Below are 26,760 nucleotides of genomic sequence, written 5' to 3'. Positions count from 1 at the left end.
GCGTGGGGTTACTGGCTAAAACGTTGGCAAGGTGCCCAGTACTTCATCAGCAGGTAATAGCTAATGCCTGCAGGGATATGGCTGGCGTACCAGGAGATCGCCGAGAAAGAAAGCGCCGCCACAATGCCAATCGCCGTGGCAATCAGTGCCGCCGCGTTAACGCCTTTATAAGGCCCCTCCGGGTCATACAGCTTGCTGATATCTAGAGTGCGACGGCGAATGATGTAGTAGTCGACGACGAGGATGGCAAAGATGGGGCCGAGGAATGCTGAATAGGTCTGCACAAACATCTGTAGGCCCGCTGCAGAGCCTGGCTGGACAAGCTTCCAGGGGAACGTGGCAAACGCCAATAGCCCAACGATGACCGTGGCGATTGGAAACTTGATCTTAAAGACATCCATCAATACGTAGGTGGGCGGCACTACGTTATTGAGTACGTTAGTAGTGACCTGCGCGAAGGCAATAAATAGTAGGGTGGTCATCAACAGCGGCGTGTTGTCGACGGCGTTAGCAAATACTTGGATAGGGTCTGCGGTGCCGGTGGCTTGCGAAACCATGTAGCCAATCAAACCCATAAACAGCGTGCAGGGCAGAATTGACATGGCATAAATGGTCGTCAGCAGGCTTTGGGCCGTGCCTTTTTTATGCTCACGTGAGTAGTCGCTAACGTTGAGCATCATGGTGCTGTATATGCCAAGAAATAGCATGGTCGCGCCCCAAAAGGGCATGCCCCATGAGCCTTCCATGGTTAGCAGGCTGGCTGAAAGCTCATCGCCATAGCGCTGCACCGTGGCGTAAAACATGTACATCAGTGAGGCTAGGATAAAAACGCTGCCGATGTTTTCTAGCCATTTGATGCCCTGGAATCCCATGACCGATAGGCCGATTTGCAAAAACTGGAAGGTAATAAAGTAGAAGATAAGATTGTCAAAACCGAACAGCGTAGCCGACACCATATTCAGTGCCCCTGCGCCAATCCAGCTTTGAAAGCCGTACCACACTACCGCAGGCACCGCGCGAACTAATCCGGGTAAACGCGTGCCGGTAAAGCCGAACGCACTACGTGCTTGAACCATGAACGGTATGCCGTACTTGTAGCCTGCGGCCCCGTTAATGGCCAGAGCAATGCCGATCACAAAGCAGCCAATGGCAATGGCCAGCGTAGCTTGCAACAGGTTTAAGGTGCCGACCACACTTGAGCCCATGGCAAAGGTGCCAATGGAAACGCAGCCGCCGAACCACGCCAGAAAGTAGGAGCTACGCCCCATTATTCGGGTGTCTTGAGGGGTCAGGCTTTCAGCCCCCATGCTTTTTGTTCCCACTGCGTCGTTCGCAGTAGATTGATTTTTTGACGCAAGAGCCGAAGTTGAAGCGCTCATGATGTCGTCCTCGCAAGATTATCGGTTTTATTGGTAGCTTGAGTATTTTCATACCCAAGCAACGCTTGCGGCGTGGCGTGCTAATGGACGTGTTGCTTATTTTGTATAATGTTAATTATTATTAGTAGTGTTGCGAGCGTTGTCAGTTAGTGATGTCTGTCAGTTAAAGCGCTGTTCGCCATATCGTAAGACTATGAGTCAAGGGGCAGTGAAAGATCAGAAAGCGCCGCAAACTTACCCGTGAATGCTTTTGGTCGTGGGTAGGCAAGGTCGCCATGCTTACTGGTGTGCAGACCTAAACTAACCAGTGATTCAGCCAGTTTCAGCGCTGCGCTGACGCCTTCAATCACCGGCAGACCTACTTCGTGACTAATCTGTTGGGTCAAATTAGCCATACCGCCACAGCCTAAAACGATGGCGCCGATATCATCTTCATCCCGCGCACGGCAGCACTCTTCGACGATGCGGGCAAATGCAGCCTCAGGATGATGCTCAAGGTCTAAAACCGGAATTTCAGCTGCGCGAATGCGCCGACAGTGGTGGCTAAAACCATACTGCTGAAGCAAGTGCTCGGCGATAATGCCGGTACGCCCCAGCGTGGTGACAATCGAAAAGCGAGTGCTGATCAGCGTGGCAAGATGAAAGGCCGCTTCGGCAATACCGATGACCGGCGCACGGGTCAGCTCCCTTGCGGCAAGTAGGCCCGGATCGCCAAAACAGGCCACCACGTAGGCATCAATACCGACTTCGCGCTCGCCTTTAAGAACCTCTTCCGCCACGCCGACAGCACTAATAACTTCGTCAAAGTGGCTTTCAATTGAAACGGGCCCCGCGTCCGGCTGCGAGGCGCTAACTTGAGTGCCTGCGCCTGCCTGCTGCAGCGCTGCATGATAAATAGCAGCGGTCATGGAGGCCGTGGTGTTGGGATTGATAATTCGTATATGCATGATAAGTAATCCGCACGTGAACAATATTTCTTTTGTTGTATACAAAAATAGGGCGATTCTAAGCGTAGCGCAAGTAACTAAATTGAGCTGGCCTTAAAAAAGGCAATCATGGTCAGCGGCTAGTTGGCTATGAATGCGACTGTTAGATTCATTGTTAGCGTGAAAAAGGCCCGTGAACTCCAGTGTACTAACCTGTGGGCGCGTTGCGGTTGACCGTTAATGTCGCTATTTTGTATACAAGCAGTTTGCGGGTTCTCTAGGTGCGCGCTATACAGGCTATGTTGCACTAAACGATAGCCAAGCATTGGAATCAAGGAGCTATGCATGTCGTCATCACCTTCGAACCTCTACGCTCGTGACCTAATTGGTTACGGACGAAATCCGCCCCACGCTAACTGGCCTGGAAAGGCGAAGATTGCCGTCCAATTCGTGCTCAACTACGAAGAGGGCGGCGAAAATTCCGTACTGCATGGTGATTCAGGCTCAGAGCAGTTTTTATCTGAGATTATCGGCGCGCCAGCCTATCCTGATCGTCACCTGAGCATGGAGTCGATTTACGAATATGGTTCGCGGGCCGGGGTGTGGCGCATTCTGCGCGAATTTGAAAAACGTGATTTACCGCTCACAATATTTGGCGTGGCGATGGCGCTGGAGCGTAATCCTGACGTCGCTCAGGCGTTTAAAGAGCTAGGCCACGAAATTGCCTGCCATGGCTATCGCTGGATTCACTATCAAGAAGTCTCGGAGCACGTTGAGCGGGCGCATCTTCAGCAGGCCATGGAGATTTTTCAGCGGCTTTATGGTGAGAAGCCGCAAGGCTGGTACACCGGCCGCGATAGCCCTAATACGCGCAAGTTAGTGCTGGACGAGGGCGGCTTCCTTTACGATAGCGACTATTACGGCGATGATTTACCCTTCTGGACTCGTGTCACCGATAGCCAGGGCAGTGATCATAATCATTTAATTGTGCCTTACACGCTCGACACTAATGATATGCGCTTTGCCGCCCCGCAGGGGTTCAATACCGCAGATCACTTCTTTACTTATCTACGTGATGCCTTTGATGTGCTTTACGCAGAAGGGGAAGAGGCGCCGAAAATGCTCTCTATTGGAATGCACTGTCGTTTACTTGGGCGGCCTGGGCGTTTTCGAGCATTGCAGCGCTTTTTAGATTATATCGAAAGCCATGACCGCGTTTGGGTTGCGCGGCGAGTTGATATCGCCCGCCATTGGGCCGAGCATCATCCCGCATCAACGTGACATTAAACTAGTTTATTAGGATGTTATGACGCCGCATATCGGACAGCGTATTACCGCTCAGTTTGACGAGTTAAGTGCCCAGGAGCAGCGCGTCGCGAGCTTCATTCTCGACCACTTTGATGATCTGGCGGTGTATAGCGCGGCCGATTTGGCGCGCTTAACCGGGGTATCTAAATCCACGGTCAGCCGTCTGTTCAAACGGCTGGGGTTTGAGAGCTATCGTACCGTTAAAGACCATGCCCGCCAGCTGCGCAACTTAGGCGTGCCGCTAGTGATCGACGCAAATGCCATGCAGGAAGAGGCCGGCGCGCCGTTCCAGCGTCATTTGCAGCGCGAGCAGGAAAATCTGCAGCGCTGCTTGAACGGGATAGCGTCGGAACAGTTTGCTGCGCTGGTAGAGCATCTGGATAGCGCACGCCATGTGGTTGTGATCGGGTTTCGTAACAGCTACCCGTTAGCACTACATTTTCGTCAGCAGTTGATTCAAGCGCGCACCCAGGTGCGGGTGGTTCCACATCCTAACCAGTCGTTAGCGGAAGAAATTGTCGATCTCTCCGAGCAGGATGTTGTGGTGCTGTTTGGATTTCGCCGCCGCCCCGCGGCGTTTGCTGCGCTGGTGGATGCGCTTGAGCGCTCGCCGGCCAAGGTCGCATTAATTGCTGATCCAACCGCGGTGAATTTCGCCGCTCAAGTCACCTGGTTTATGGAAACGCCGCTTGAAAGCCTCTCGGCATTTGATAGTTACGCCGCAGCCAATAGCCTGATTTGTTTGCTGGCGAACGGCGTTTTACACCGTCGCCTGGCAGAGGGACGAGAGCGGATCAGCGCGATCAGCGATATGTACGTTGAGCTCAGTGAACTTGAAACACCGATCATGAGTATCGATTAGCACATACGTTAGAAATCGTTGGCGTTTCAACGTGAGGCGAAGATGTCCGCTAGCGCCCTAGCCTCACGCTGATTCTTGCTATTCGGCGTTCAGAAAGTCTGCCACATCAAGCAGTATCATCTCATTATCATCAGCCTGCCCTTGCTCGCGACCAATCGAGAACGGATAGTTATTGTCGTTGGCGACCACGATAGTTCTTTCATCGACTCTATCCACGTTCTCAATAGTCACAAAGGGAAAATTAAACGTGCCGTCGATCGTGCCTCGCGGTGCGATGCCGTTGGGATCTTGAATGTCCATGAGGTCTATATAGGCGATTTTCTCAAGCACACCTTGCTCGTTCGTGCGATCGAGGTCGATAAGATAGATACGCTTGAACTCGGCGGGATCGTTCGCCCACTCTGCTCTAGGGTCTCCTTGGCGGCTATCACGCTCGATAATCAGGCCGCGGGTGCCCTCAATAAGATTGAAGTCGCCAATGGCATGATCCGCTGACGCGAGTGGGTAATAGCGAGTTGTATCGCCCCATTCGCCTGTGTCAGTGCTGAGTTCGAACATTCTTAAGACGGGAGTGCCATCAATGGTTTCCGGGGCATTATCATTACTGTCCCATACAGGCTTTTCCAACAATGGATAGAGCGTTGTGTGGTCTTCGGAGAGCGCCATACCCTCATAGCCACCGGAGCGAAAAACGACAACATCATCTGAAAGTGGTGCGCCGGGGTTTGGGGTCAGGGCAAAGGCATTGTCGGGCGAGCGCATCATCGTGCCGCCTGGGTTTGTGGCTATCACTTGCAACACTTCACCCTCCTTATTGACCTGGATAATCCAGGGGCCGAATTCATCACCAATCCAGTAGGTATCACCCACCGGCTGGATCGATTCGATGTCGAAATCAGCACCGGTCAAAAATCGCCCGGGGGTGGCTTCATTCATAATAGGGAAGGGTACCTTGCGGTTTGGGTCCGAGAGTTGAACGGTCTCCTCAATAGTGACGCGTCCGGTTTTCCAGTCGGGGTTTATGATGTTAAACATCAGTATGATATCGGAAGAGTTCGCCTTAGAGCCAAAGCCGTTATCGGTTAAGACCAGAAAACGATCGTCGCCAAGCGAGCGTATACCTGAAAACCCTTGCAGCGGCTGGCTGGGAAAAGGGAGCGCTAAACCAGTGGCTTGTAGGTTAGTGTATAACTGCTCAATACGTCCTTCTTCTCCAGTAAAGCGGCCTGAGGTGTTGTAGTGTTCAGCGGCGCCGGATGGGGCCGCTACAAACGTGCTGCCGGGCAGTTGAGCATGACTGGACAAGGTGGCAGGAAAGGCCTGCTGAGAATAAGCTGAATCCGTAAATACAAAGGCGAGTAAGGCTGTGGCGAGTATCGGTTTCATCATCACTATTTAACCTTTGCAAAGAAGATAAGAGGTAGCTGAGCAGGGTCAGCTACCTCTATCTTCTTCAACAAAGGTGATAGTTGAATGACAGAAAGCAGATCTTTTAATTTCTGGCCGTTTTGACTATTTTGGCTAACGTTTTTTGTTTACTGGTTAACCATTCCACTGAGTCGCCTGAGCGAACACAAGAAACGCCAACGCAATCAGCACCCATATGCAAAAGAGGGGGAAGAAGAACTTGACCCATTTTTGCCACGTCACCCCAGCCAGTGCCAGCGTGGCCATAAAGTAGCCTGACGTTGGGTAAAGAATATTGCCAATGCCGTCGCCGAGCTGGAAAGCCAGCACCGCGGTTTGTCGTGTGACGCCAATAATATCGGAAAGCGGTGCCATCAGCGGCATAGTCACCAGGGCCTGACCGCTACCGGAAGGAATGATGAAGTTAAAGCCTAGCTGGGCGAAGAACATGCCAATAGCCGACAGTAACGTGGGCAGGCCGCCAACCAGATTGCCCAGTCCAAACACCAGCGTATCCATGATCTGACCATCTTCCAGCATCACGGCGACACCGCGAGCAACCCCTGCGATCATCGCTCCCACGAGCACATCACGGAAGCCCTGGTTAAAGCCTGCGCATATTTCGTCGGTGTTAAGCCCCGCGATCAGCCCCACCACAATCCCCATAATGATGAAAAGCCCGGCCATCTCCATCATGAACCAGCCTTGCTGTAACACGCCGTAAATTAGCACGCCGAAGAAGGCAAAGGCCGCGATTGCGGCTAGCTTTTGACGACCGTTGGCCACCAGTGCGCGGCCATTATCGGCATGCTGATAGAGCGAACGCTTTTCAGACTCGCCCGGGTCACTGCTGAGCAGGCTAAAGGATGGTTCGTTATGCACTTTGCGGGCGTAGCGCATGACAAAGAAAATGGCCGCCGCCAGCATGACAATAAACGCCAAGATGCGCAGCCCGTAGCCTGAATAAAGCGGGAGTGCTGAAAGCTGCTGGCCCAGGCCGGTATTGATGGGGTTGAGTACGCCGGTAGTGAAGCCGACAGTAGTGGCACATAAAGCCACCGCCGCCGCCGTCACTGAGTCAAAGCGTAATGCAATCATCAGTGGCAGGATTACCGGGACGTAAACCAGCGCCAGCTCCTGGGTGCCAATAACGGTCGCGATGAGGGCAAATACTGTCATCAGCACTGGAATGGTCAGCAGGCTTTGTCGGGCAAAGCGCCTAGTCAGCTTATCGACACCAATCTCGATAATGCCGGTATGCCTCAATACCATGAACATGCCGCCAATCATGAAGGTAAAAAAGACAACTTCCCCGGCACTCATCAAGCCGTTGGGAATCGCCAGCATGAAATCGACAATGCCCACTGGAGAGGGGGCTATTTGTTCATAAGAGGTCGGGTCGATGGTGATACGACCAGCCGGGCCTGGAACGCGCTCGAACTGCCCTGCGGGCACAAAGTGCGTGGCGATCGCCGCTAGCGCAATAAATATGAACAAAACGGCGTAGATATCGGGGATTCTACACCAGCTTTTCTTAGGCACTGGGCGTTCAGGGGAGGGCGAAGGGGGGATTTGTTGGGACATGCGTTGCCTCGCGTTATTTAAAGCCACCCTTGAGGGCAGCCGTTGTTATAAATGCCTAGTTATAAATGCTTAGTTATAAATGCCTAGTGTGAGCCGAGCAATGACATCGTCTAGCCACTAGATCAACAAGGGCCAAACGGTGAAGCACTGTCATTTGAGACACTGTCATTTGAAACATTGCCATTTGAAGCATGGTTCGTATGGTTTTAGAATTATGAAACGAAAGTTTCTAAAGAAGTTACTATTGGGAGGAGTGTTTCACAAGGGCTTTGCGAAAGATCGCTTTAATGTGTGTCGCAGATCTTGTATACAAGATGTTTTCTTTATTTTAATAAAATCAGATAGGATCAATCATGCCAGCTACTTACTACGCTCCCACGGGCGGTCATCCGCCGCAAACGCAGTTAACCGCTGACCGCGCTGTTTTTACCGAAGCCTATGCGCTGATTCCTAAAGGCGTGATGCGTGACATAGTGACAAGCAATTTACCGTTCTGGGAAGGCACGCGCCTGTGGGTGCTCGCGCGGCCGCTATCAGGCTTTGCTGAAACATTCTCACAGTACATTATGGAAGTGCAGCCCAACGGCGGTAGCGATAAGCCTGAGCTGGACCCTCAAGCTGAAGGCGTGCTGTTTGTGGTGGAGGGTGAGTTAACGCTTATATTAGCGGGCGAGCGCCATACCATGGTGCCCGGTGGCTATGCGTTTATACCGCCTGGCAGTGATTGGCAGGTACGTAACGAATCAGCAGCAGCAGTGCGCTTTCATTGGGTTCGTAAGTCCTTTGAGTTTGTCGAAGGGCTCGACGTGCCTAAAGCGTTTGTGGTCAATGAGCAAGACATTGCCCCTGTTGAAATGCCAGGCACCAACGGAAGCTGGGCGACGACACGCTTCGTTGATCCTAATGATGTGCGCCACGATATGCATGTGACCATTGTAACGTTCCAGCCGGGCGGCGTTATTCCCTTCGATGAAACCCACGTGATGGAACATGGCCTTTACGTGCTGGAAGGTAAGGCGGTTTATCACCTTAATCAGCAGTGGGTTGAAGTAGAGGCCGGCGACTTTATGTGGCTGCGCGCATTCTGCCCCCAAGCCTGTTACGCCGGTGGGCCAGGACCGTTCCGCTATCTGCTATATAAAGACGTTAATCGTCATCCCGCCCTTCGTCTGAAATAACGTGTAAGGACAACGCAATGCTTAAACTCACTGCTACACCGCTAACGGCAGAGGCGTTTGCCCCTTTTGGCGATGTGATTGATGCGCGCAACGCCGCGTCGTTCCCTATCAACGCTGGTCGTACCCAGCGCCATCATGACCTCGCTAAGGTGGAAACGCTGGGTGAAAACGGCCACACGCTGATCAACATTTTTATCAGTCAGCCGATCACACTGCCGCTTGAACTGACGTTTTTAGAGCGCCACCCTCAAGGCAGCCAGGCGTTTATGCCGCTGCATGAAGAGCGCTTTATCGTGGTGGTGGCCACTCCCGGCGAGCATATTAACTCAGGTGACGTGCGTGCCTTTGTGACCGACGGCCATCAAGGCGTCAACTACCGTGCAGGCACCTGGCATGCCGTTCAATCGGTGCTGGAACGAGAAGGCGAGTTTTTGGTGGTAGATCGAGGCGGTGACGGCAATAACTGCGAAGAGTTTCCCATGGCGATAACCGTGACCTTGGAATAATCCGTGCCTGTGAGTGGTACCGCTGTCATATAGAGCGCGTTAAACTGATAAGCTAGTGTTATTCAATAGAGTCTCGTTATCCAATAGCGTCACTACAGGCTAATTCGCATGGTGGGAATATTATGAGCGCACTGCACTTTTCTTCGATCCGTCGTACCAAAATTGTCGCCACTCTTGGCCCTGCCAGTGATCGTGAGGGCGTATTGGAGGCCATGCTTGCTGCGGGCGTGGATGTGGTGCGTTTAAATTTCTCTCATGGTACCGCCGATGATCACCGTCGACGCTTAATGCAGGTACGTGAAATCGCCGCGAAGCTAGGCCGTAGCGTTGCCGCTTTGGGCGACCTTCAAGGTCCCAAAATCCGTATTGCCCGTTTTCGTGATGGTGCGGTGGTGCTCAAAGAAGGCCAGCCGTTTATTCTCGATATGGCGCTAGACGGCGATGCAGGTGATATTCACCAGGTGGGCTGCGACTACACAACGCTGTCGCAAGATGTCTCAGCAGGTGATCGCCTGTTGCTGGATGATGGTCGCGTCGTTCTAGACGTTGTTCGCGTCAGCGGCCAGCAGGTGTATACCGTTGTGGTCGTGGGCGGCAAGCTTTCCAACCATAAAGGCATCAACAAGCAGGGCGGTGGGCTTTCTGCCCCAGCGTTGACTGAAAAAGATAAAGAAGATCTGAAAACTGCCGTCGAGATTGGCGTGGACTACTTGGCCATTTCTTTCCCCCGCCACGCCGAAGATATGCTGGAGGCGCGCCGCTTGCTGGGCGAGGCGGGCAAAGATATTGGCTTAGTCGCGAAGGTTGAGCGTGCTGAGGCCGTGGCGGATGACGCCACCCTCGACGGTATTATTGAAGCATCGGAAGCGGTGATGGTGGCGCGGGGTGATCTCGGCGTTGAAATTGGCGATGCGAAGCTAGTCGGCGTTCAAAAACGCATGATCAAGCGTGCTCGCTCACTTAATCGCGCGGTGATCACTGCTACACAGATGATGGAAAGCATGATTTCGGCGCCGCTGCCCACACGGGCAGAAGTGTTCGATGTGGCTAACGCCGTGCTGGATGGCAGCGATGCAGTGATGCTCTCAGCGGAGACCGCCGCAGGCGACTACCCGCTTGAAACCGTAGAAGCCATGGCGCGGGTTTGTTTAGGCGCTGAGCGTGAAAAATCAGCCCAAGAATCCGGCCACCGTATTCATGAAGGTTTTGCTCGCCCTGATGAAACCATTGCGCTTTCAGCGATGTATGCCGCGAATCATATGACTGGCGTTAGCGCGATTGCCTGCATGACGTCTTCTGGCTACACGCCGCTGATTGCATCGCGTATTCGTTCTGGTTTGCCGATCGTGGGTCTGGCACACAACCCTATCGCACAGCGCCGCATGGCACTGTATCGCGGGGTGGTGTCGCTACCTTTTGATACATCTGAAATGTCACCCACCGAGCTAAATGAACGTGCGCTTGAACTGCTGGTGAAAACCGGTATCTCAAAAGCCGGAGATCACGTGATTCTGACCCGCGGCGATCACATGAACGCTCATGGGGGCACTAATACGATGAAAGTGATGGAGATTACCGACCAGCACGCTGAGCATAACGGCTAATAGACGACGTGGCTGGATGCTGGCCTGCTGCTGATAGGTTCCCCATATGTTGGGGAGTTACGCGCATCATAAAAGGAAGTACGCATGAACTCTACGCGTCGCACGCTGCTTAAGGCGTCGTTACTGTTACCGCTGGCGGCACTGTTGCCGATGTCGTTACTTAGTGCTGTGGCGTGGGGGCAGGCGAAGCCAGCCGGCCTGCAAACGCTGGCGCTTGCCATTCATAGCGAGGATGGCCCGCATCGTGTAGACGTTGAAGTGGCGGAAACGATTGCTCAGCGTCAGCGTGGTTTGATGGAGCGTGAGAGCATGCCAGCAAGCAGTGGCATGCTGTTTCGGTTTGAGAGAGAACAGTCGGCTAACAATGCCTTTTGGATGTATCACACGCTAATCCCCCTCGATATTGCCTTTATCGATGGCAATGGGCAGATTGTCGCCATCAATACCATGCCGCCTTGCGAGTCCTCTGAGCCCAGTCGTTGCCCTTCCTATCCGGCCGGTGCCGCGTATTACTCGGCGCTAGAGGTTAACGGCGGATACTTTGCCGAGCGCGGTATTAAAGTGGGCGACTGTGTATCGGTCCCTGATGATGCAGGTTTCTGCCAGCCCGCACCCTAAGCTAGACGGGGTGCGCGGCGGAATTTAATCACAATCAGCGCGATACCTGAGACCACCAATCCTCCACCTATCAGCTTGTGAATGCCTAGGCTGTCGCCCATCAGCAGCGCGCCTAGGCCCACCGCAAATACGGGCGTTAGAAGCGTCATGGGAATGACGCGATTGATCGGATGGCGCCGCAACAGTGTGTACCAAATCCCGTAAGCGACAATCGATGACATGACGGCGGTGTAAATGATTGCTCCCCAGCCCACCCAGCTTGCCTGCTTAATTGCCTGCCATTGACCACTTTCAAATAGCCACGACCCTAGCGCTACCTGAGGTACTGCAAACAGCGCCACCCAGCCTGCGAGTGCCAGTGGGGCAATCGGTGGGCCGCGCTTAATTAACAGCTGCGAGATTGCCCAGCCTAATGCGCTCAGCAGCAAGATAGTTAATGGCAAAGGCGACGGCAGCGTTGGCCCTCCCGCAATGACGGCTATACCGGCAAAGGAGAGCAGCAGCCCGACGATACGCTTAGGCCCCAGCCGTTCCTTAAAAAACACCACGGCCAATAACGTGGCAAACGGTGTACCCATTTGCACGAGCAGCGCGCCGGTACCCGCTTCCGCGTGCTCTAAACCAATGAATAGCAGTGCAAAGTGAAGACTGCCGAACGTCACTGATAGCAGCAGTAAAAACGGCAGCTGCGCGCGTGCGACGGGATAGAAGGGTACTAGCAACGCTGCGACCAGCATAAAGCGAATGGTGGTTATCAATAGCGGCGGTAGTTCTTCCACGCCTACCTTGATAACAATGATGTTTAACGCCCATATAGCGATAACGAAGAGGCCGAGCAGCAGGTCGCGTAGGGGCACGTTGATGTCCATGGCAGGAAGGAAACAGATAGCCATTGTAACAGCTTGAGAGAGCGCCAAAATAATACAGCGATAGAGACTATCTTTGCCATGCCGACCTTAGGCGTCTTTCTTTCGCGCGCTAAGTGAATACAATAAGTGTGGCTTCAACGAAAAGCCTCGCCACGGCTATCCGCACGCATCCTAAATGTACATCATAAAAATAGATAAAAAAGGAATCACCATGACGCTGACACGCTCAATGGCTCGTTTGACTGCCGGCCTGGCCGGTGCGGCACTACTTTCTGCCTCCCTTTCTGCTCAAGCCCGCGAACTTTCGGTTTCTACCGTGTTGTCTGACGCGTTTCCCTGGGGGCAGGCCGCCGAGAAGTGGGCTGAGTTAGTAGAAGAGCGCAGCGACGGTGAGCTGACGCTGCGTGTGTATCCCAACTCCCAGCTGGTTTCTGGCGATCAGACGCGCGAGTTTTCCGCCATGCGCTCGGGTTTAATCGACGCCGCGGTGGGCTCGACGATTAACTGGTCGCCTCAGGTGCCAGAACTTAACCTCTTTTCTTTGCCGTTTTTCATTCCAGATGAAGCCGCGGTCGATGCGGTGACCGGTGGTGAAGCGGGCGACTTGGTGTTTGCAGCGATCGAATCGCGTGGTGTTATTCCATTAGCGTGGGGCGAGAATGGCTTCCGCCAAGTCTCGAACTCACGCGAGGCGATTACTCAGCCCGATGATTTAGACGGCTTGAAGATTCGCGTGGTGGGTTCGCCGCTGTTCCAGGATACGTTCTCGGCACTCGGTGCGGACCCCACGCAAATGAGCTGGACCGACGCGCAGCCGGCGTTAACTACCGGGGCTGTCGACGGTCAAGAAAATCCGCTGTCTGTATTTGACGTGGCGCGTATAGACCAAGTTGGCCAGGCGCATTTAACGCTTTGGAACTATATGAATGATCCGCTGATTTTTGCGGTGAATCAGCAGGTATGGGGGTCGCTGAGCGAAGAGCAGCAAACCATGCTGCGCGAAACTGCGTTAGAAGCCGGTGAGTGGGAAATCGCGATGACCCGTGAAGAAGAGAGCGAACGCTTGGCCGCCATCGAGGAGCGCGGCGTGACGGTAACCGAGCTTACCGATGAGCAGTATCAGGCGTTTGTTGAGGCCACGCAGTCGGTCTATGAGAAATGGGTGCCACGGATTGGTGAAGACGTCGTCAACGCTGCTCAAGCGGCCATTGATGCCCGCTAAGCGATCTCTATGACCGTTTACTACCGGCCCCAACGGCCGGTAGCTTTGTTGCTGTGAGGCTGCCATGAAAGGCTTTCCTGATGCCCGCCTTGAACGCTGGTTGGGCGCGCTGGCATTAAGTATTATCTCTTTGATTAGTCTTGGAAATGTTGTTACTCGCTACTTAACCGGCGGCTCTTTTTCGTTCACAGAAGAGTTTTCCGTTTTTTTGCTAGTGATTCTGACCTTTGCCGGTGCCTCGGTGGCGCTGCGGCGTAACCGGCACATCCGCATTAGCTTTTTAGAGCGCGCACTGCCGCCGAAGTACCGCCGCGCACTGATCGTATTGCAAGCGCTGTGCGTTGCCATTGTGCTGGGTTTGATTACTTGGTACGGCGGTAAATTAGCCTGGCAAGAGTATCAGTGGGAGTCACTTTCGCCAGGGCTTGGGTTGCCCCAGTGGTGGTATTTAGTATGGCTACCTGTGCTGACAGCCGCCATGTTCTGGCGGTTGATACAGCAGACGCATGACCGTTTGACGGGGAGACTCTCCGATGAGCCCTGATGTATGGATGATTCTGGCCTTTGCAGGATTATTGATTGCTGGCGTGCCGGTGGCATTTTCATTGGCGCTTTCCGGCGCGGTGGGCATCGTGATTGGGCTGTCTCCGGATATGCTTGCCACGTTAGGCACTAATACCTACAACAGCATCGCTAAATACCCCCTGATTGCGATTCCGCTGTTCATTTTAACCGGGCTGATTTTTGAACGCTCAGGCGTGGCACTGCGGCTTGTGCGCTTTGCCCAGGCGTTGATTGGTCCCCGCCATGGTGGTTTGGCGTTAGTGGCGGTACTGGTATGCATGATTATGGGTGGCATGAGCGGTTCAGGGCCCGCCGATGCGGCGGCTGTCGCGATGGTAATGCTACCCAGTATGACCAAAGCCGGTTATCCCAAACCTTTCTCAGCCACGCTGATCGCGGCGTCTGCCTCTACCGCGATTCTTATTCCACCCTCAGTGGCGCTGATTCTTTACTCGATTGTCGTGCCCGGCGTTGATCTACGTGCTCTTTTTGCGGCGGGTTTGTTTCCGGGGATTCTGGCGGGCATCGCATTGTTAGTCCCTGCGATGATTGTTTCCAGACGCTATGGTTGGGAAGGTGGAGCACCGGTGGAAGGCGCTGAGCAGCTCAGCGTGCGCACCACGTTTAAGCAGGCGATACCGGCGCTGTTTGCGCCGGTGCTGATTCTAGGCGGCCTGCGCTCGGGCCTGTTTACACCCACAGAAGCCGCCGTTGTGGCGGTTGCGTACGGGGCACTTGTTGGGCTTTTTTTCACTCGAGAGCTATCGCTTCGCGATTTGTGGGAGCTGCTCGGCGAAGCGGCGATTATTTCCGGTGTGGTGATGTTAATTATCGCCCTGGCGGGGATTTTTGCCTGGGCAGGAACAATGCTGGGCACTTTCCGCCATTTAGCAGAGTGGGTGATTGGCTTGACCGACAACGGGGTACTGCTGCTTATTCTGGTGATGCTGGCAGTTTTGGTGGCGGGTATGTTGCTGGATGCCATCTCGATTTACTTAATCATGATGCCCATTCTGATTCCCGTGATGCAGCACTTTGAGTGGAATCCGGTATGGTTTGGCATTCTATTAGCGATGAACATTGCGATCGGGCAGTTTACGCCGCCGGTGGCGGTCAATTTAATGGTGACCACCGAAGTGGCAAAAATTCGCTTGGAACAAACCATTGGGTGGGCGCTGCTGTTTGTGGTCGCGATGGGCTGTGCGCTGGCGCTGGTGGCACTGTTCCCCGCCATCGCGTTGTGGCTACCTACTGTGCTGGGCTATAACATTTGAGAAGCGCTTAGTCGCTTGCACATAAGAGCCCTGAGGGTCGAGCAAACTGCGAACATCATTATTCCCTATGCGAAATCGGTATGGGGTTTAACGCTTACTAAACGTTACCGGCCGTTAAACTACTATCTTCCGCGGTCAGATGCGCTTTAAATGGGCGATGAGGCGACTACTCATTGCCAAGCGTGCTTTTTTCGCCAAACGTTTTGTTTTTCGCTAAAGTAGTAATAACAGGTAGCCATGCAGATGCCTGTAACAAATTGTCTTGAAATCGTTTTGGGACACGACCACCTTAGTGAACGGCTCACAGGGTGAAACCAAAACGTGCGATGCTCAAAACATCAACGATGTTCACAACATAAACTACGCTCATAACATCAATATAAAGAGGTGTGTTCATGAAACGCCATGTATTTTCCACTGCCGCCTTCTCTGGTGCGCTAATTGCTGCAGCGACCTTCGCGTCTCCTGCTGTGGCACAAGAACGCTATATCACTATCGGTACCGGCGGCCAAACCGGTGTTTATTACGTCGTCGGCCAGTCGGTTTGCCGTATGATTAACCGCGGTAGCGACGAGCACAACATTCGCTGTAACGCACCGTCTACCGGTGGTTCGGTTGCTAACGTTAACGGCATGAAGAGTGGCGAGCTGGACATGGGCGTTGTTCAGTCTGATGTTCAATATCGCGCTTACAGTGGCGAAGCCAACTTCGAAGAAGAAGGTCCTTGGGAAGACATGCGCTCGGTATTCACCATGCACGGTGAGCCGCTAACCGTAGTTGCTCGTACTGATTCCGGCATTGAGACCATCAGCGATTTCCCTGGCAAGCGTGTCAATATTGGTAACCCGGGTTCTGGTCAGCGTAATACCATGGATGTGGTCATGGAGGCGTTTGGCTGGGACGAAGACACCTTTGCGCTGGCGTCTCAGTTAGATGCCGCCGAGCAGTCTGCAGCCCTGTCTGATAACAACATCGATGCGATGGTCTATGTTGTTGGTCACCCGAACGGTTCTATCCAAGAAGCCACGACGACCATCGATGCGCGCTTAGTGCCGGTGACTGGTGATGAAATCGACGCGCTGATTGAAGAGTACCCGTACTATACCCGCTCTGTGATTCCGGGTGGCCTGTACCGTGGTAACGACGAAGACGTTGAAACCTTTGGCGTTGCCGCTACCTTCGTTTCTTCAGCCGATGTTGATGAAGACATTGTCTATGAAACGGTGAAATCAGTATTTGAAAACTTTGATCGCTTCAAGCGTCTGCACCCAGCGTTTGAAAATCTTAACGAAGAAGACATGATCTCTGATGGTTCAACCGCCCCGTTGCATGACGGCGCAGCGCGTTATTACCGTGAGCGTGGCTGGATTGAGTAAGTTTAAGCACCAGCGTAAAGATAGGTCGGTGAGTAGTATTCACCTTGAGTAGTAAAGCGCGGGCACCCTGGGTGTCCGCGCTTCTTGTTGAAAGCGCTGATTGTCAGCGCTGACCAAAGGCAGGGCAAGCGTATGCGTGATGACAAACAACCTTCGGTGGTCGCTGCAAGTGACCTAGAGGAGATGGTTGCTTCCAGCGACTCGGGAGCAAGAAAGCCCGCAGGCGTGCCGGGGCAACTGTTGGTAAGTATTGCAGCGATATGGTCGCTGTTTCAGCTTTGGATAGCTTCACCGCTGCCGTATATGGTGGGGTTCGGTGTATTTAGTGCCACTGAATCACGTTCGATTCATTTGGCGTTCGCGCTGTTTCTTGCCTTTATGGCCTACCCCGCATTTAAGCGCTCGCCGCGTGACCGCATTCCGCTTCAAGACTGGGCATTGGCAGCGGTCGCTGCTTTCTGCGGTGCGTACTTATTTATTTTTTATGCCGATTTAGCACAGCGCCCAGGGCGTCCTATCACTCAAGACATCGTGATTGGCGTGCTTGGCATTATTATGTTGCTAGAAGCCACCCGGCGTGCGCTCGGGCCGCCGCTAATGATCGTGGCGGGAGTGTTTATTGCCTACTCGCTGTTTGGCCCTTACATGCCGGGCATTTTGGCCCACCGCGGTGTGAGTTTTGGCGGTTTGATTAATCACCAGTGGCTGGGTACCCAAGGGGTATTTGGTATTGCGCTAGGCGTTTCTACCAGTTTTGTTTTCCTATTTGTTCTGTTTGGCGCACTGCTTGAAAAAGCCGGTGCGGGTAACTATTTCATTAAAGTCGCTTTTTCCATGTTGGGCCACTTGAAAGGTGGGCCAGCCAAAGCCGCCGTCGTGGCGTCAGGGTTGACTGGCTTGATCTCTGGGTCGTCGATTGCCAACACGGTAACCACGGGTACGTTTACGATCCCGATGATGAAGCGCGTTGGCTTCAGTGCAGAAAAAGCGGGGGCTGTTGAAGTTGCCGCCTCGGTGAATGGCCAAATCATGCCACCAGTCATGGGCGCCGCTGCGTTCCTAATGGTGGAGTACGTGGGTATTTCTTACGTCGAAGTTATTAAGCATGCCTTTTTGCCTGCCATCATTTCCTATATTGCCCTTTTCTATATTGTTCATCTTGAAGCCTTGAAAGCGGACATGAGGGGGTTGCCTTCAAGCAGTCCTAATCGCCCTTTGCTGAACAAGATTCTTGGCTTTATGACCGGCCTGATTTTGTTGATGACGCTATCGTTTATCGTTTATTACGGCCTTGGCTGGCTCAAGCCGGTATTAGGTGATGCGACCCCCTGGGTCGTGTCTGTGGGTTTGGCGGTCATTTATGTCGGGCTATTGAAAGTGAGTTCGAAGTACCCAGAACTTGAGATGGATGATCCGAAAACCGTGGTGTTAACGCTGCCACAAACGCGGCCGACGGTCATGGTGGGGCTGCACTACATCCTGCCGGTTGTTGTACTAGTGTGGTGTTTGATGGTTGAGCGCATGTCGCCAGGACTGTCAGCATTTTGGGCAACCATGTTTATGATCTTTATTATGGTTACTCAGCGCCCCGTGATCGCTTTTTTCCGTGGCCACAGCAAGTTCTCAGCGGACGTCAAAGAAGGCTTTAAAGACCTTTGGGACGGTCTTGTAGCCGGTGCGCGCAATATGATTGGTATTGGTATTGCCACCGCTACCGCCGGTATCGTGGTGGGCGCCGTGTCTCAGACCGGCGTGGGCTTAGTGCTAGCAGACGTCGTGGAGATTCTTTCCGGCGGTAACCTGATGATGATTTTGCTGCTTACTGCGCTGTTAAGCCTGATTTTGGGCATGGGCTTACCGACCACGGCCAACTACATTGTAGTTTCCGCGCTCATGGCACCGGTGATTGTACTGTTGGGTCAGCAGAATGGACTGATCGTACCACTCATTGCCGTGCATCTATTCGTATTCTACTTCGGCATCATGGCGGACGTAACGCCTCCGGTGGGGTTAGCCTCATTCGCTGCGGCCGCGGTGTCAGGCGGCGACCCCTTGCGCACCGGTTTCCAGGCGTTTTACTACAGCCTACGCACGGCCGCACTGCCGTTCCTATTCATCTTCAATACCGATTTGCTACTGATCGATGTCACGGTGACGCAAGGCATTGTGGTGTTTATTGTCGCGACCAGTGCCATGTTGATATTTGCGGCGGGTACGCAAGGCTACATGCTTGTTCGTAGCCGCTGGTATGAATCGCTGTTGCTGCTGCTAGTGGCCTTTACGCTGTTCCGCCCAGGTTTCTGGATGGATAGAATTCACAATCCTTACGAGTCAATTCCGCCAACTCAGTTTGCCGAAGCGCTAGGCAACGTCGAGAGCGGCAGTAACCTGCGTGTGCAAGTCGCCGGCATCAATGATTACGGTGATCCAATGACGACCTATGTTCTGGTACCTGTTCCTAGCGGTGATTCGGGTGACGAACGTATGGAAGCGCTGGGCATGGAGCTCGTGGCGGATGGCGATAAAGCCATGGTCGACTTCATTGAGTTTGGTAGCCAGGCGGCTGAGTTAGGCTTTGATTTTGATCAAGAGATCATTGAAGTGCTGGCGCCGGTGAACCGTTGGACCAAAGAGTGGCTATGGATTCCGGCACTCATTATCTTTGGCCTAGTGGTATTGCTTCAGCGCCGTCGGCGAGAAAAACAAAGCGCCGATAGCTCCGCAGCAACGGTTTAAAGGAGGTCATCATGTATCAGAAAATCCTACTGCCTGTGGATCTCAACGAAGAGGCTTCATGGAAGAAAGCATTGCCGACAGCGATTACGTTGTGTGAAACCTTTGGCGCATCGCTGCATGTAATAACGGTGCTGCCGGAATTTAAGCTGCCTATGGTTGGCACTTATTTCCCCGAAGACTTTTCGAAAAAAACGCATGAAGCCATGACAGAAACCCAGCATGCGTTCATTCAGGCTAATGTTCCTGAGGGCATTAAAACACAGAGCATCATCGTGGATGGTTCTCCCTGGGAGGCCATCATCAAAGTGGGTAAAAAACTCAACGTTGATCTGATTGTGATGGCATCTCACACCAAACGAAAGTTTGTGGATTATGTGCTAGGCCCTAACGCCGAACATGTTGTCCATCACGCCAAAGTGTCGGTCATGATTGTGCGCTAGAAAGGTGCGGATGAGCTGCGCGCCTTGAAGCCCTAGATCTTGAAGACATAGATCTTGAGGACATAGATCTTGAAGACATAGATAAAGTGGTACATCTTATAAACTCCGGGTGAATAGCTCGGAGTTTTTTTGTCACAAGATAACGCGATGTTACGACGGTATGGAAAGAGTTTTACATTGCGCGCTGACGGCTTATTTGCATAGTAATCATAGTGAGGTGATGGCGGTGAAAGCATCATTAATAGGATGGGCAATGCTGATGCTTGGCGTACCTCTTGTAGGGTGGGCTAGCGCGCCAGAGCCGCTGAATTTGTCGAATGCCCCCGTGATTCTGACGGTGAGTGGCAATATTGAGCTTGAGAACGCGGGGCATGAAGTGCAGCTTGATCTCGCTACGTTAGAGGCACTACCGCAGTATGCGTTTGCGACGAGCACTCCCTGGACTGCCGAGGTTAATCATTATCGTGGACCGTTAATGCGTGATCTTCTATCACATTTAAACGCCGATACTGATACGGTGCACGTCGCAGCGATGGATGGCTATGAAGCCGATATACCGGTCAGTGATTTTGAGAAATACGAGGTTATTTTGGCATTAACAAAAGATGGCGCCGCTATTCCAGTTCGTGAACTTGGCCCGCTGTGGATACTTTATCCTTTTGACCAGGATGATGCGCTGCTAAGCGAGAAAATGCGCTTTAGGTCGGTATGGCAGGTTATGCACATCAATGTCCGTTAGCGAGTTAACCACGCAGGTATCAAGCCTACTGCGCTACCCGCGGCGCCTTAAGTTCGCAGCAATCATTGCCGTACTATTATTCGCCGGTGCGTTAGTGGTGGCCACGCTGGCAGCCTGGCGACAGGATAATCTTACCCAAAGTCTGCGCGAAGATACTGCCTGGGTTGTTTATAAGCTGGACCGTGATGCGGTTCAGCTGGTCAATCATATACTGACATTGGATCATCAACCGCTAACGCCAGCGGAGCGCTATGCGCTTACCCTTCGCTTTGAACTGCTGTATAGCCGGATAACGTTACTCAACGAGGGAGACGTCAGCGCGTTATTACAAAAAATCACGACCGCACGCGAGCTGTTTAGTCAGATCCAGGCGCAGATGGATGTGCTGGATATGATGTTCAAGGCTTTTGGGGTGCCTAACCACCGAGGCGTGTCACAGCCACTCCCGCTGGAGGTGCTGGAAGATGAGCTGCAGGCACTGACGCGAATAACTGAGCGTCTCGTTATGGCTATTAACGGCTATCTGGCCGAATCGGCGACGGCAGAGCGAGAACAGCTCAGTCTGCTCTACAGACTTCTTATGACGTTGATTGTCGGAATGAGTTTAGCGGCCTTTGTGGTGATTGCTTTTTTAGTGCGTGAAACACGCGAAAGTGCAGCAATAAGGCGCGAGCAGGCACAGCTTGCTCTACAGCTGGAAGTGACGGCTAAACAGGCGCAGGCGGCGAACCAAGCAAAATCGGATTTTTTAGCGATCGTTAGCCATGAAATTCGCACGCCTTTGAACGGTGTCATTGGTATGAGCGAGCTATTGCGTGAATCTGTAAGCCCTGCACAGGTAGAAGACTATGCCTATACGATCCACGATAGTGCTAACCAGCTGTTATCAATGATCAATGAAATTCTCGATTTCTCGAAAATTGAGGCCGGGCACTTAGTCCTTCAAACATCCCCCACGGCTATTCGTTCACTGGTCGACAGCGTGGTGGAGCTATTTACGCCGCGGATAAAAATGAAGGGATTAAGCTTTATTGTTGACGTGGGGCCGGGGGTACCCGCCTGGGTGATGGTCGATGCAGGTCGGCTCAGGCAAATATTACTTAATCTTATCGCCAATGCGATTAAATTCACCGACCACGGTGGGGTCAGCGTTCAAGTCTTCACTAAGTCCGATCAGCTATTATTTGAAATTAGCGACACGGGATGTGGGCTGAGTGAGCATCAGCAGGCTCGCCTTTTTGAGCCTTTCCAGCAGGCCGATGAGTCAGTGACTCGGCGTTTTGGTGGAACCGGATTGGGCCTGGCGATTTGCAAACGCCTAAGCGAGGCGATGCAAGGACGAATAGTCGTGTCGAGCCATCTTGGCCAAGGTAGTATCTTTCGGTGTGAGCTGCCCTTGGTGGAGGCGGATCCCGTGTCAGCGTCATTGCCTGGTGCACCTCAACAGGACTTTACTGGCATAACGCTGCTGCTAGTCGAAGATAACGCGGTGAATCGCAAAGTGGCAATTGGTTTATTATCACGCTTAGGTTGCGATGTCGTATGGGCTGAAAATGGCCAGGACGCACTTGCCATGGCTCAGTCTCATCAGGTGCATCTGATTTTTATGGATATCCAACTGCCCGATATGGATGGCCTTACGGTCGCCCAGCGTATGCGCGAGCAGGGCGGTTGGCTTGACAGTGTGCCTATCGTCGCTATGACGGCGGGTGGCGCGGAGGATGATCGTCAACGCTGCCTTGCGGCAGGAATGAACGATTATCTTACCAAGCCGCTGTCGCTATCTGCGCTAAGTAGCCTGCTGGCTGCACAGCTTTTTGCCACGCCTGACACAGCTTCTTTGCCAGCGCTGCCGGTCTTGCAAACGCAGCTCGGCGAACAGTCATTACTCAACATCGACACGCTTGACATGCTTAAAGCGACTCTAGGCGATGTGAGCTTGACCCAGCTGATCACGCTTTATCATCAGCAAGTAAGTGATTACTGCGCGCAGCTAACGGTCTGCCTGGCAGAGACCCCGCTTAGCGCTGAGCAGGAACAGCAGGTCGTGCGTTTGGCGCACCAACTGCGCGGAGAGTCAGTGAGTATGGGTGCCGACAAGCTGGCTGATCAGGCGCAGCAGCTGGAAATATTAATGACGAAGGAGCGGTTCGCGCAAAGCAAACACGGCGAAGCCTTCAGCATGTTGCGGCTAACGGCGTCACACACTCATGCAGCGATGGCAAGATGGTGCCGCGAGCATCTGTCAGGCTGAGCCTGAACAGTGAGGGCTAGTACTACGTACTGCCATTGTTGTATATCGCTGCGGGCCATACTGAACAACACTGTAAGCGTGTTTTGAATAATCATAATTCTCAGGAGCCTTTCAATGATCTACGCCAACCCTAGTGACACTGGTTCAGTGGTGTCATTTGAAAAACGCTACGGCAACTATATCGGCGGTGAGTTCGTCGCCCCGGTGAAAGGCCAGTACTTCGATAATATTAGTCCCGTCAACGGCAAGGTGTTTTGCGAAATTCCTCGCTCTACGGCGGAAGATATTGATAAAGCGCTGGATGCGGCCCATAAGGCGGCGCCTGCATGGGGAAAAACGTCCGCCCAAGAGCGCAGCAATATTCTGCTAAAAATAGCTGACCGTATTGAGCAAAACCTTGAAATGCTGGCGGTGGCCGAAACCTGGGATAACGGTAAGGCGGTCCGTGAAACGCTCAATGCTGACCTTCCTCTGGCCGTTGATCATTTTCGCTACTTCGCAGGCTGTATTCGCGCCCAGGAAGGCTCCGCAGCAGACATTGATGCCAATACTGTTTCCTATCATTTCCACGAGCCACTGGGCGTTGTCGGGCAAATTATCCCCTGGAACTTCCCAATTCTGATGGCTGTTTGGAAGCTGGCGCCCGCACTCGCCGCAGGTAACTGCGTAGTATTGAAGCCCGCAGAGCAAACGCCGGCATCGATTTTGAAAGTGGCGGAGCTGATTGGCGACCTGCTGCCCGCTGGCGTGCTGAATATTGTGAACGGCTTTGGTGCAGAGGCAGGGCAGGCGCTGGCGAGCAGCAAACGTATAGCGAAAATTGCCTTTACCGGCTCTACCCCGGTGGGCTCGCACATTCTTAAGTGCGCGGCAGAAAATATTATTCCCTCTACCGTAGAGCTGGGTGGCAAGTCACCGAATATTTATTTTGCCGATATCATGAATGCCGAACCGACATTCATTGATAAGGCGGTAGAAGGGCTAGTCCTGGCGTTCTTCAATCAGGGGGAAGTGTGTACCTGTCCGTCGCGTGCGCTTATCCAAGAAAGCATGTACGACGAGTTCATGGCCAAGGTACTGGAACGCACTAAGCTTATTAAGCGCGGCAATCCGCTGGATACCGATGTACAGGTAGGTGCGCAGGCTTCTCAAGAGCAGTTCGACAAGATCATGTCGTACATGGATATTGCTCGTGAGGAAGGCGCTGAGTTCCTCACCGGTGGCGACAAAGAAACCTTGGACGACAGCATCAACAGCGGTTACTACATTCAGCCAACGCTGTTGAAAGGCAATAATCAGATGCGCGTTTTCCAAGAAGAAATCTTTGGGCCGGTGGTGGCGGTCACTACATTTAAAGATGAAGCAGAGGCGCTAGCGATCGCCAACGACACAGAGTTTGGTCTGGGCGCGGGCGTGTGGAGCCGCGATATTAACGTTGCCTTCCGTATGGGCCGTGGTATCCAAGCCGGTCGCGTATGGACCAACTGCTACCACCAGTATCCTGCCCACGCTGCTTTCGGTGGCTACAAGAAATCTGGCATTGGCCGCGAAACGCATAAGGTGGCGCTTGAGCACTATCAGCAAACCAAAAACCTGCTGATTAGCTACGATATAAACCCGCTAGGCTTTTTCTAACGCTTAGACGCTAGCGACGCGCGTATGCGTGCAAAAAAATCCCGACCATATGTGGCCGGGATTTTTATTTTGGCTGACTTACATCTGAGAGTCTTCAGGCGGCTCGCCGATCGTGCCGGGCATCGCCTGTACATGGCCCATCTGCTGGCCCGCCAGGGTAAGGAAGTGCAGGTGACGCTCATACTCTGCCACCAAATCACCAATCACTTGTCCACGGGTATAGCCGTTAAGGTCTTTATCCTGGCCCCCTTCCGCTAGGTACACGTCCAGGCGAACATAGAAGTCATCATTCGCTTGGATAAAGCTAGGGGTGCGCATGCGGTGAGGGCATACTTGGTAGACAAAGCTAGTGGCGTCGCCAAAGTCGACCTGCAACATCAGGTTGGGAAGCGTTTCCCCCTCAATCGCTTCTTCACTTACGTTGGCAGTTTGGCCTCGGCGCTCAAGCTCTTGGGCAAACTGTGTCATCGCCGGGCAAATCGCATGTTCAATGGTGGCGGCTGCACCGGCGCGATTAGAGGTGTCAAGGGCGCGGTCTAAGCGTTCTTTCCAATCGCCGCCAGGCGCGCTACCGGCAATCATGCGACGTGCATCTGCCTTGCTACCTTCCAGTTTCAAGGCTTTGTACATGCCCACCATCACCGCAAAAATAACCAGTGAGAAGGGCAGAGCGGTAATCACCACAGCACTCTGCAGCGCGTCCAAGCCACCGGCCATCAGCAGTGCCAGGGTGATCAAACCGATCATGGCTGACCAGAAAATACGCAGCTTCACCGGCGCATCGTGGTTCACGTCGCTCAAAATAGACGTGAAGTTGGCCAATACTAGCGCTCCAGAATCCGCTGAGGTAATAAAGAAAACAATACCCAAAACGGTGACGACTGCCGCGGTAATGCCCACGTAAGGGAAGTACTCAAGTAGCGTGTAGATCGTGGTTTGCGGCGTGTTGAGCGCCTGCTCACCTAGCTCGACAACGCCTTGATTAGCGACCAGTTCAATACCGCTATTCCCGAATATCGACATCCAGACCATCATAAAGGCGAGGGGGATAAACAGTGCACCGGCGACGAATTCACGAATAGTACGACCACGGGAAATACGTGCCAGGAATAGGCCTACGAACGGGGTCCAGGCAATCCACCAGCCCCAGAAGAAAATCGTCCACCACATTTTCCACTCTTGGGCGCCTTCATCGGCAAAGGCGTAAGTGTCAAAGCTGGCGCCCACAAAGCCCGATAGATAATCACCTGCGTTGTTGACCACTTTATCCAGCAACACCAGCGTGTCGCCTGAGAAGAGCACAAACAGCATCAGCGCCAACGCCAGTAGCATATTGAACTCTGACAAACGGCGAATGCCTTTCTCAACGCCTGTAACCACGGAAATTGTTGCTAATATGACCACTAAGACAATCAAAATCACCTGCACGGTGAGGTTTTCCGGTACCCCGAACATGTAGGTGAGGCCGTAGTTAAGCTGTATTACCCCAATGCCGAGGCTCGTAGCAATGCCGAACACGGTGGAGATCACCGCGGTAATATCCACCGCGTTGCCAATCGGGCCGTGGATACGTTTACCTAGGATTGGATAGAGCGCACTACGGATCGCCAGCGGCAAGCGATGGCGATAGCTAAAGTAGGCCAGCGCCATACCCATCAACACGTACAGCCCCCAACCGGAGAGCCCCCAGTGCAGATAGGTTTGAACGACGGCGTTGCGCATCGCTGCCTGGCTTTCCGGGGTTAAATCCGGCGGCGCCAAATAGTGAGCAACCGGCTCGGCCACACTGAAGAACAGCAAGTCGATACCGATACCTGCGGCAAACAGCATGGCTGACCAGGAGAGCAGCGAAAACTCGGGGCGAGAGTGATCGGGGCCCAGACGAATACTGCCGAAGCGCGACATGCCAATAGCCACCACAAATACCAAGTAGGCCACAATGGCGAGCATGTAGTACCAGCCAAAGGTTTTGCTTACCCAAGCGAGGCCGGCATCAAAAAAAGCGCCAGCCTGCTCGGTGAACAGCATGGTGAGTACAAGGAAAATGACAATACCCGCCACACTGCCGTGGAAAACCACGGGATTGAGGCGGTCTCGGGAGGGGTGAATAGGGTTGTCTTTCGCCATGCAGGCGGACTCCTGTGGTTGAAAGGTGGAGACAATGTTTATTTTAAATGAACGTTCAAATAAAATACGTGAATAACTACTACCCTTCAAGTTTACGAGCGCCTGAAACTGCTTGAGTTAGTGCGGACTGGGTGAGTGAGATGCAGACGTGA

The 26,760-nt window shown here is 53.1% G+C and carries 21 protein-coding genes; 15 read left to right on the top strand and 6 right to left on the bottom strand.

The annotated features are described in order from the left end of the window. Positions 1–8: 8 nt before the first annotated feature. On the bottom strand, positions 9–1,379 hold the full coding sequence (locus ACTH5D_RS02160; RefSeq protein ID WP_441668008.1) for an NCS1 family transporter: 1,371 nt from the start codon (positions 1,377–1,379) through the stop codon (positions 9–11). A 191-nt stretch (positions 1,380–1,570) separates the two neighbouring features. Continuing rightward, complete coding sequence (locus tag ACTH5D_RS02155; RefSeq protein ID WP_096278306.1) at positions 1,571–2,326, bottom strand: aspartate/glutamate racemase family protein; 756 nt, start codon at positions 2,324–2,326, stop codon at positions 1,571–1,573. Positions 2,327–2,650: 324 nt separating this feature from the next. On the opposite strand from ACTH5D_RS02155, the gene puuE reads away from it, so the two are divergent. After that, positions 2,651–3,586, top strand: a complete 936-nt coding sequence (puuE, locus tag ACTH5D_RS02150; protein ID WP_096278309.1) for an allantoinase PuuE — start codon at positions 2,651–2,653, stop codon at positions 3,584–3,586. 25 nt (positions 3,587–3,611) lie between these two features. Then, the gene (locus ACTH5D_RS02145) at positions 3,612–4,475 is read left to right on the top strand and encodes a MurR/RpiR family transcriptional regulator (protein ID WP_096278311.1); all 864 of its coding nucleotides are present in this window, start codon (positions 3,612–3,614) and stop codon (positions 4,473–4,475) included. A gap of 78 nt (positions 4,476–4,553) precedes the next feature. Here the strand turns inward: ACTH5D_RS02145 and ACTH5D_RS02140 are convergent, their stop codons facing one another. Both ACTH5D_RS02140 and ACTH5D_RS02135 read right to left on the bottom strand, forming a co-directional pair. Then, complete coding sequence (locus ACTH5D_RS02140; protein ID WP_225734285.1) at positions 4,554–5,864, bottom strand: esterase-like activity of phytase family protein; 1,311 nt, start codon at positions 5,862–5,864, stop codon at positions 4,554–4,556. Positions 5,865–6,017: 153 nt separating this feature from the next. Further along, positions 6,018–7,466 carry a YfcC family protein gene (locus tag ACTH5D_RS02135; protein WP_096278315.1) on the bottom strand — a complete coding sequence of 483 codons (1,449 nt, stop codon included), beginning with the start codon at positions 7,464–7,466 and terminating at the stop codon, positions 6,018–6,020. Positions 7,467–7,819: 353 nt separating this feature from the next. Here ACTH5D_RS02135 and ACTH5D_RS02130 point away from each other — a divergent pair, with 353 nt between their 5' ends. From ACTH5D_RS02130 to ACTH5D_RS02115, 4 genes are all read left to right on the top strand, one after another. Then, positions 7,820–8,644: a bifunctional allantoicase/(S)-ureidoglycine aminohydrolase gene (locus ACTH5D_RS02130; protein WP_096278317.1), complete on the top strand. Its 825-nt coding sequence runs from the start codon at positions 7,820–7,822 to the stop codon at positions 8,642–8,644. Positions 8,645–8,661: 17 nt separating this feature from the next. Next, complete coding sequence (locus tag ACTH5D_RS02125) at positions 8,662–9,150, top strand: ureidoglycolate lyase (RefSeq protein WP_096278320.1); 489 nt, start codon at positions 8,662–8,664, stop codon at positions 9,148–9,150. A 122-nt stretch (positions 9,151–9,272) separates the two neighbouring features. Next, positions 9,273–10,754, top strand: coding sequence for a pyruvate kinase (pyk, locus tag ACTH5D_RS02120; RefSeq protein ID WP_096278322.1), 1,482 nt, complete (start codon positions 9,273–9,275; stop codon positions 10,752–10,754). 84 nt (positions 10,755–10,838) lie between these two features. Then, on the top strand, positions 10,839–11,372 hold the full coding sequence (locus ACTH5D_RS02115; RefSeq protein ID WP_096278324.1) for a DUF192 domain-containing protein: 534 nt from the start codon (positions 10,839–10,841) through the stop codon (positions 11,370–11,372). Here ACTH5D_RS02115 and ACTH5D_RS02110 read toward each other — a convergent pair. Next, complete coding sequence (locus ACTH5D_RS02110) at positions 11,369–12,229, bottom strand: DMT family transporter (RefSeq protein ID WP_096282295.1); 861 nt, start codon at positions 12,227–12,229, stop codon at positions 11,369–11,371. The two genes, ACTH5D_RS02115 and ACTH5D_RS02110, sit on opposite strands and share 4 nt — an antisense overlap. Positions 12,230–12,452: 223 nt before the next feature. Between ACTH5D_RS02110 and ACTH5D_RS02105 the strand changes: the two genes are divergently transcribed. From ACTH5D_RS02105 to exaC, 9 genes are all read left to right on the top strand, one after another. Beyond that, a complete protein-coding gene (locus tag ACTH5D_RS02105) occupies positions 12,453–13,463 on the top strand; it encodes a DctP family TRAP transporter solute-binding subunit (protein ID WP_096278326.1) in 1,011 nt (336 codons plus the stop codon). 64 nt (positions 13,464–13,527) lie between these two features. Next, a complete protein-coding gene (locus ACTH5D_RS02100) occupies positions 13,528–14,007 on the top strand; it encodes a TRAP transporter small permease (RefSeq protein ID WP_441668007.1) in 480 nt (159 codons plus the stop codon). Continuing rightward, positions 13,997–15,301, top strand: a complete 1,305-nt coding sequence (locus ACTH5D_RS02095) for a TRAP transporter large permease (RefSeq protein ID WP_441668006.1) — start codon at positions 13,997–13,999, stop codon at positions 15,299–15,301. Before ACTH5D_RS02100 ends, ACTH5D_RS02095 begins: the two co-directional genes overlap by 11 nt. Positions 15,302–15,696: 395 nt before the next feature. After that, entirely contained in the window at positions 15,697–16,677 is a 981-nt protein-coding gene (locus ACTH5D_RS02090; RefSeq protein ID WP_441668005.1) for a TAXI family TRAP transporter solute-binding subunit, read from the top strand. A 132-nt stretch (positions 16,678–16,809) separates the two neighbouring features. After that, positions 16,810–19,413, top strand: coding sequence for a TRAP transporter permease (locus tag ACTH5D_RS02085; protein ID WP_441668004.1), 2,604 nt, complete (start codon positions 16,810–16,812; stop codon positions 19,411–19,413). Between the two features lie 11 nt (positions 19,414–19,424). Continuing rightward, positions 19,425–19,853, top strand: a complete 429-nt coding sequence (locus tag ACTH5D_RS02080; RefSeq protein ID WP_441668003.1) for a universal stress protein — start codon at positions 19,425–19,427, stop codon at positions 19,851–19,853. A gap of 220 nt (positions 19,854–20,073) precedes the next feature. Beyond that, on the top strand, positions 20,074–20,592 hold the full coding sequence (locus tag ACTH5D_RS02075) for a molybdopterin-dependent oxidoreductase (protein WP_441668002.1): 519 nt from the start codon (positions 20,074–20,076) through the stop codon (positions 20,590–20,592). Beyond that, positions 20,582–22,846 (top strand): ATP-binding protein, encoded by a 2,265-nt coding sequence (locus ACTH5D_RS02070; RefSeq protein ID WP_441668001.1) that lies wholly within the window; start codon positions 20,582–20,584, stop codon positions 22,844–22,846. Before ACTH5D_RS02075 ends, ACTH5D_RS02070 begins: the two co-directional genes overlap by 11 nt. 114 nt (positions 22,847–22,960) lie before the next feature. Next, positions 22,961–24,481, top strand: a complete 1,521-nt coding sequence (gene exaC, locus ACTH5D_RS02065; protein ID WP_441668000.1) for an acetaldehyde dehydrogenase ExaC — start codon at positions 22,961–22,963, stop codon at positions 24,479–24,481. Between the two features lie 78 nt (positions 24,482–24,559). On the opposite strand, the gene betT is transcribed toward exaC, so the two are convergent. After that, entirely contained in the window at positions 24,560–26,608 is a 2,049-nt protein-coding gene (gene betT / locus ACTH5D_RS02060) for a choline BCCT transporter BetT (RefSeq protein WP_441667999.1), read from the bottom strand. Between the last annotated feature and the right edge of the window lie 152 nt (positions 26,609–26,760).

The organism is Halomonas sp. (assembly GCF_052095695.1).
Taxonomy (GTDB): Bacteria; Pseudomonadota; Gammaproteobacteria; order Pseudomonadales; family Halomonadaceae; genus Vreelandella.
The sequence above is the reverse complement of the archived record's forward strand: the minus strand, read 5'-3'. Positions and strand labels throughout refer to the sequence as shown.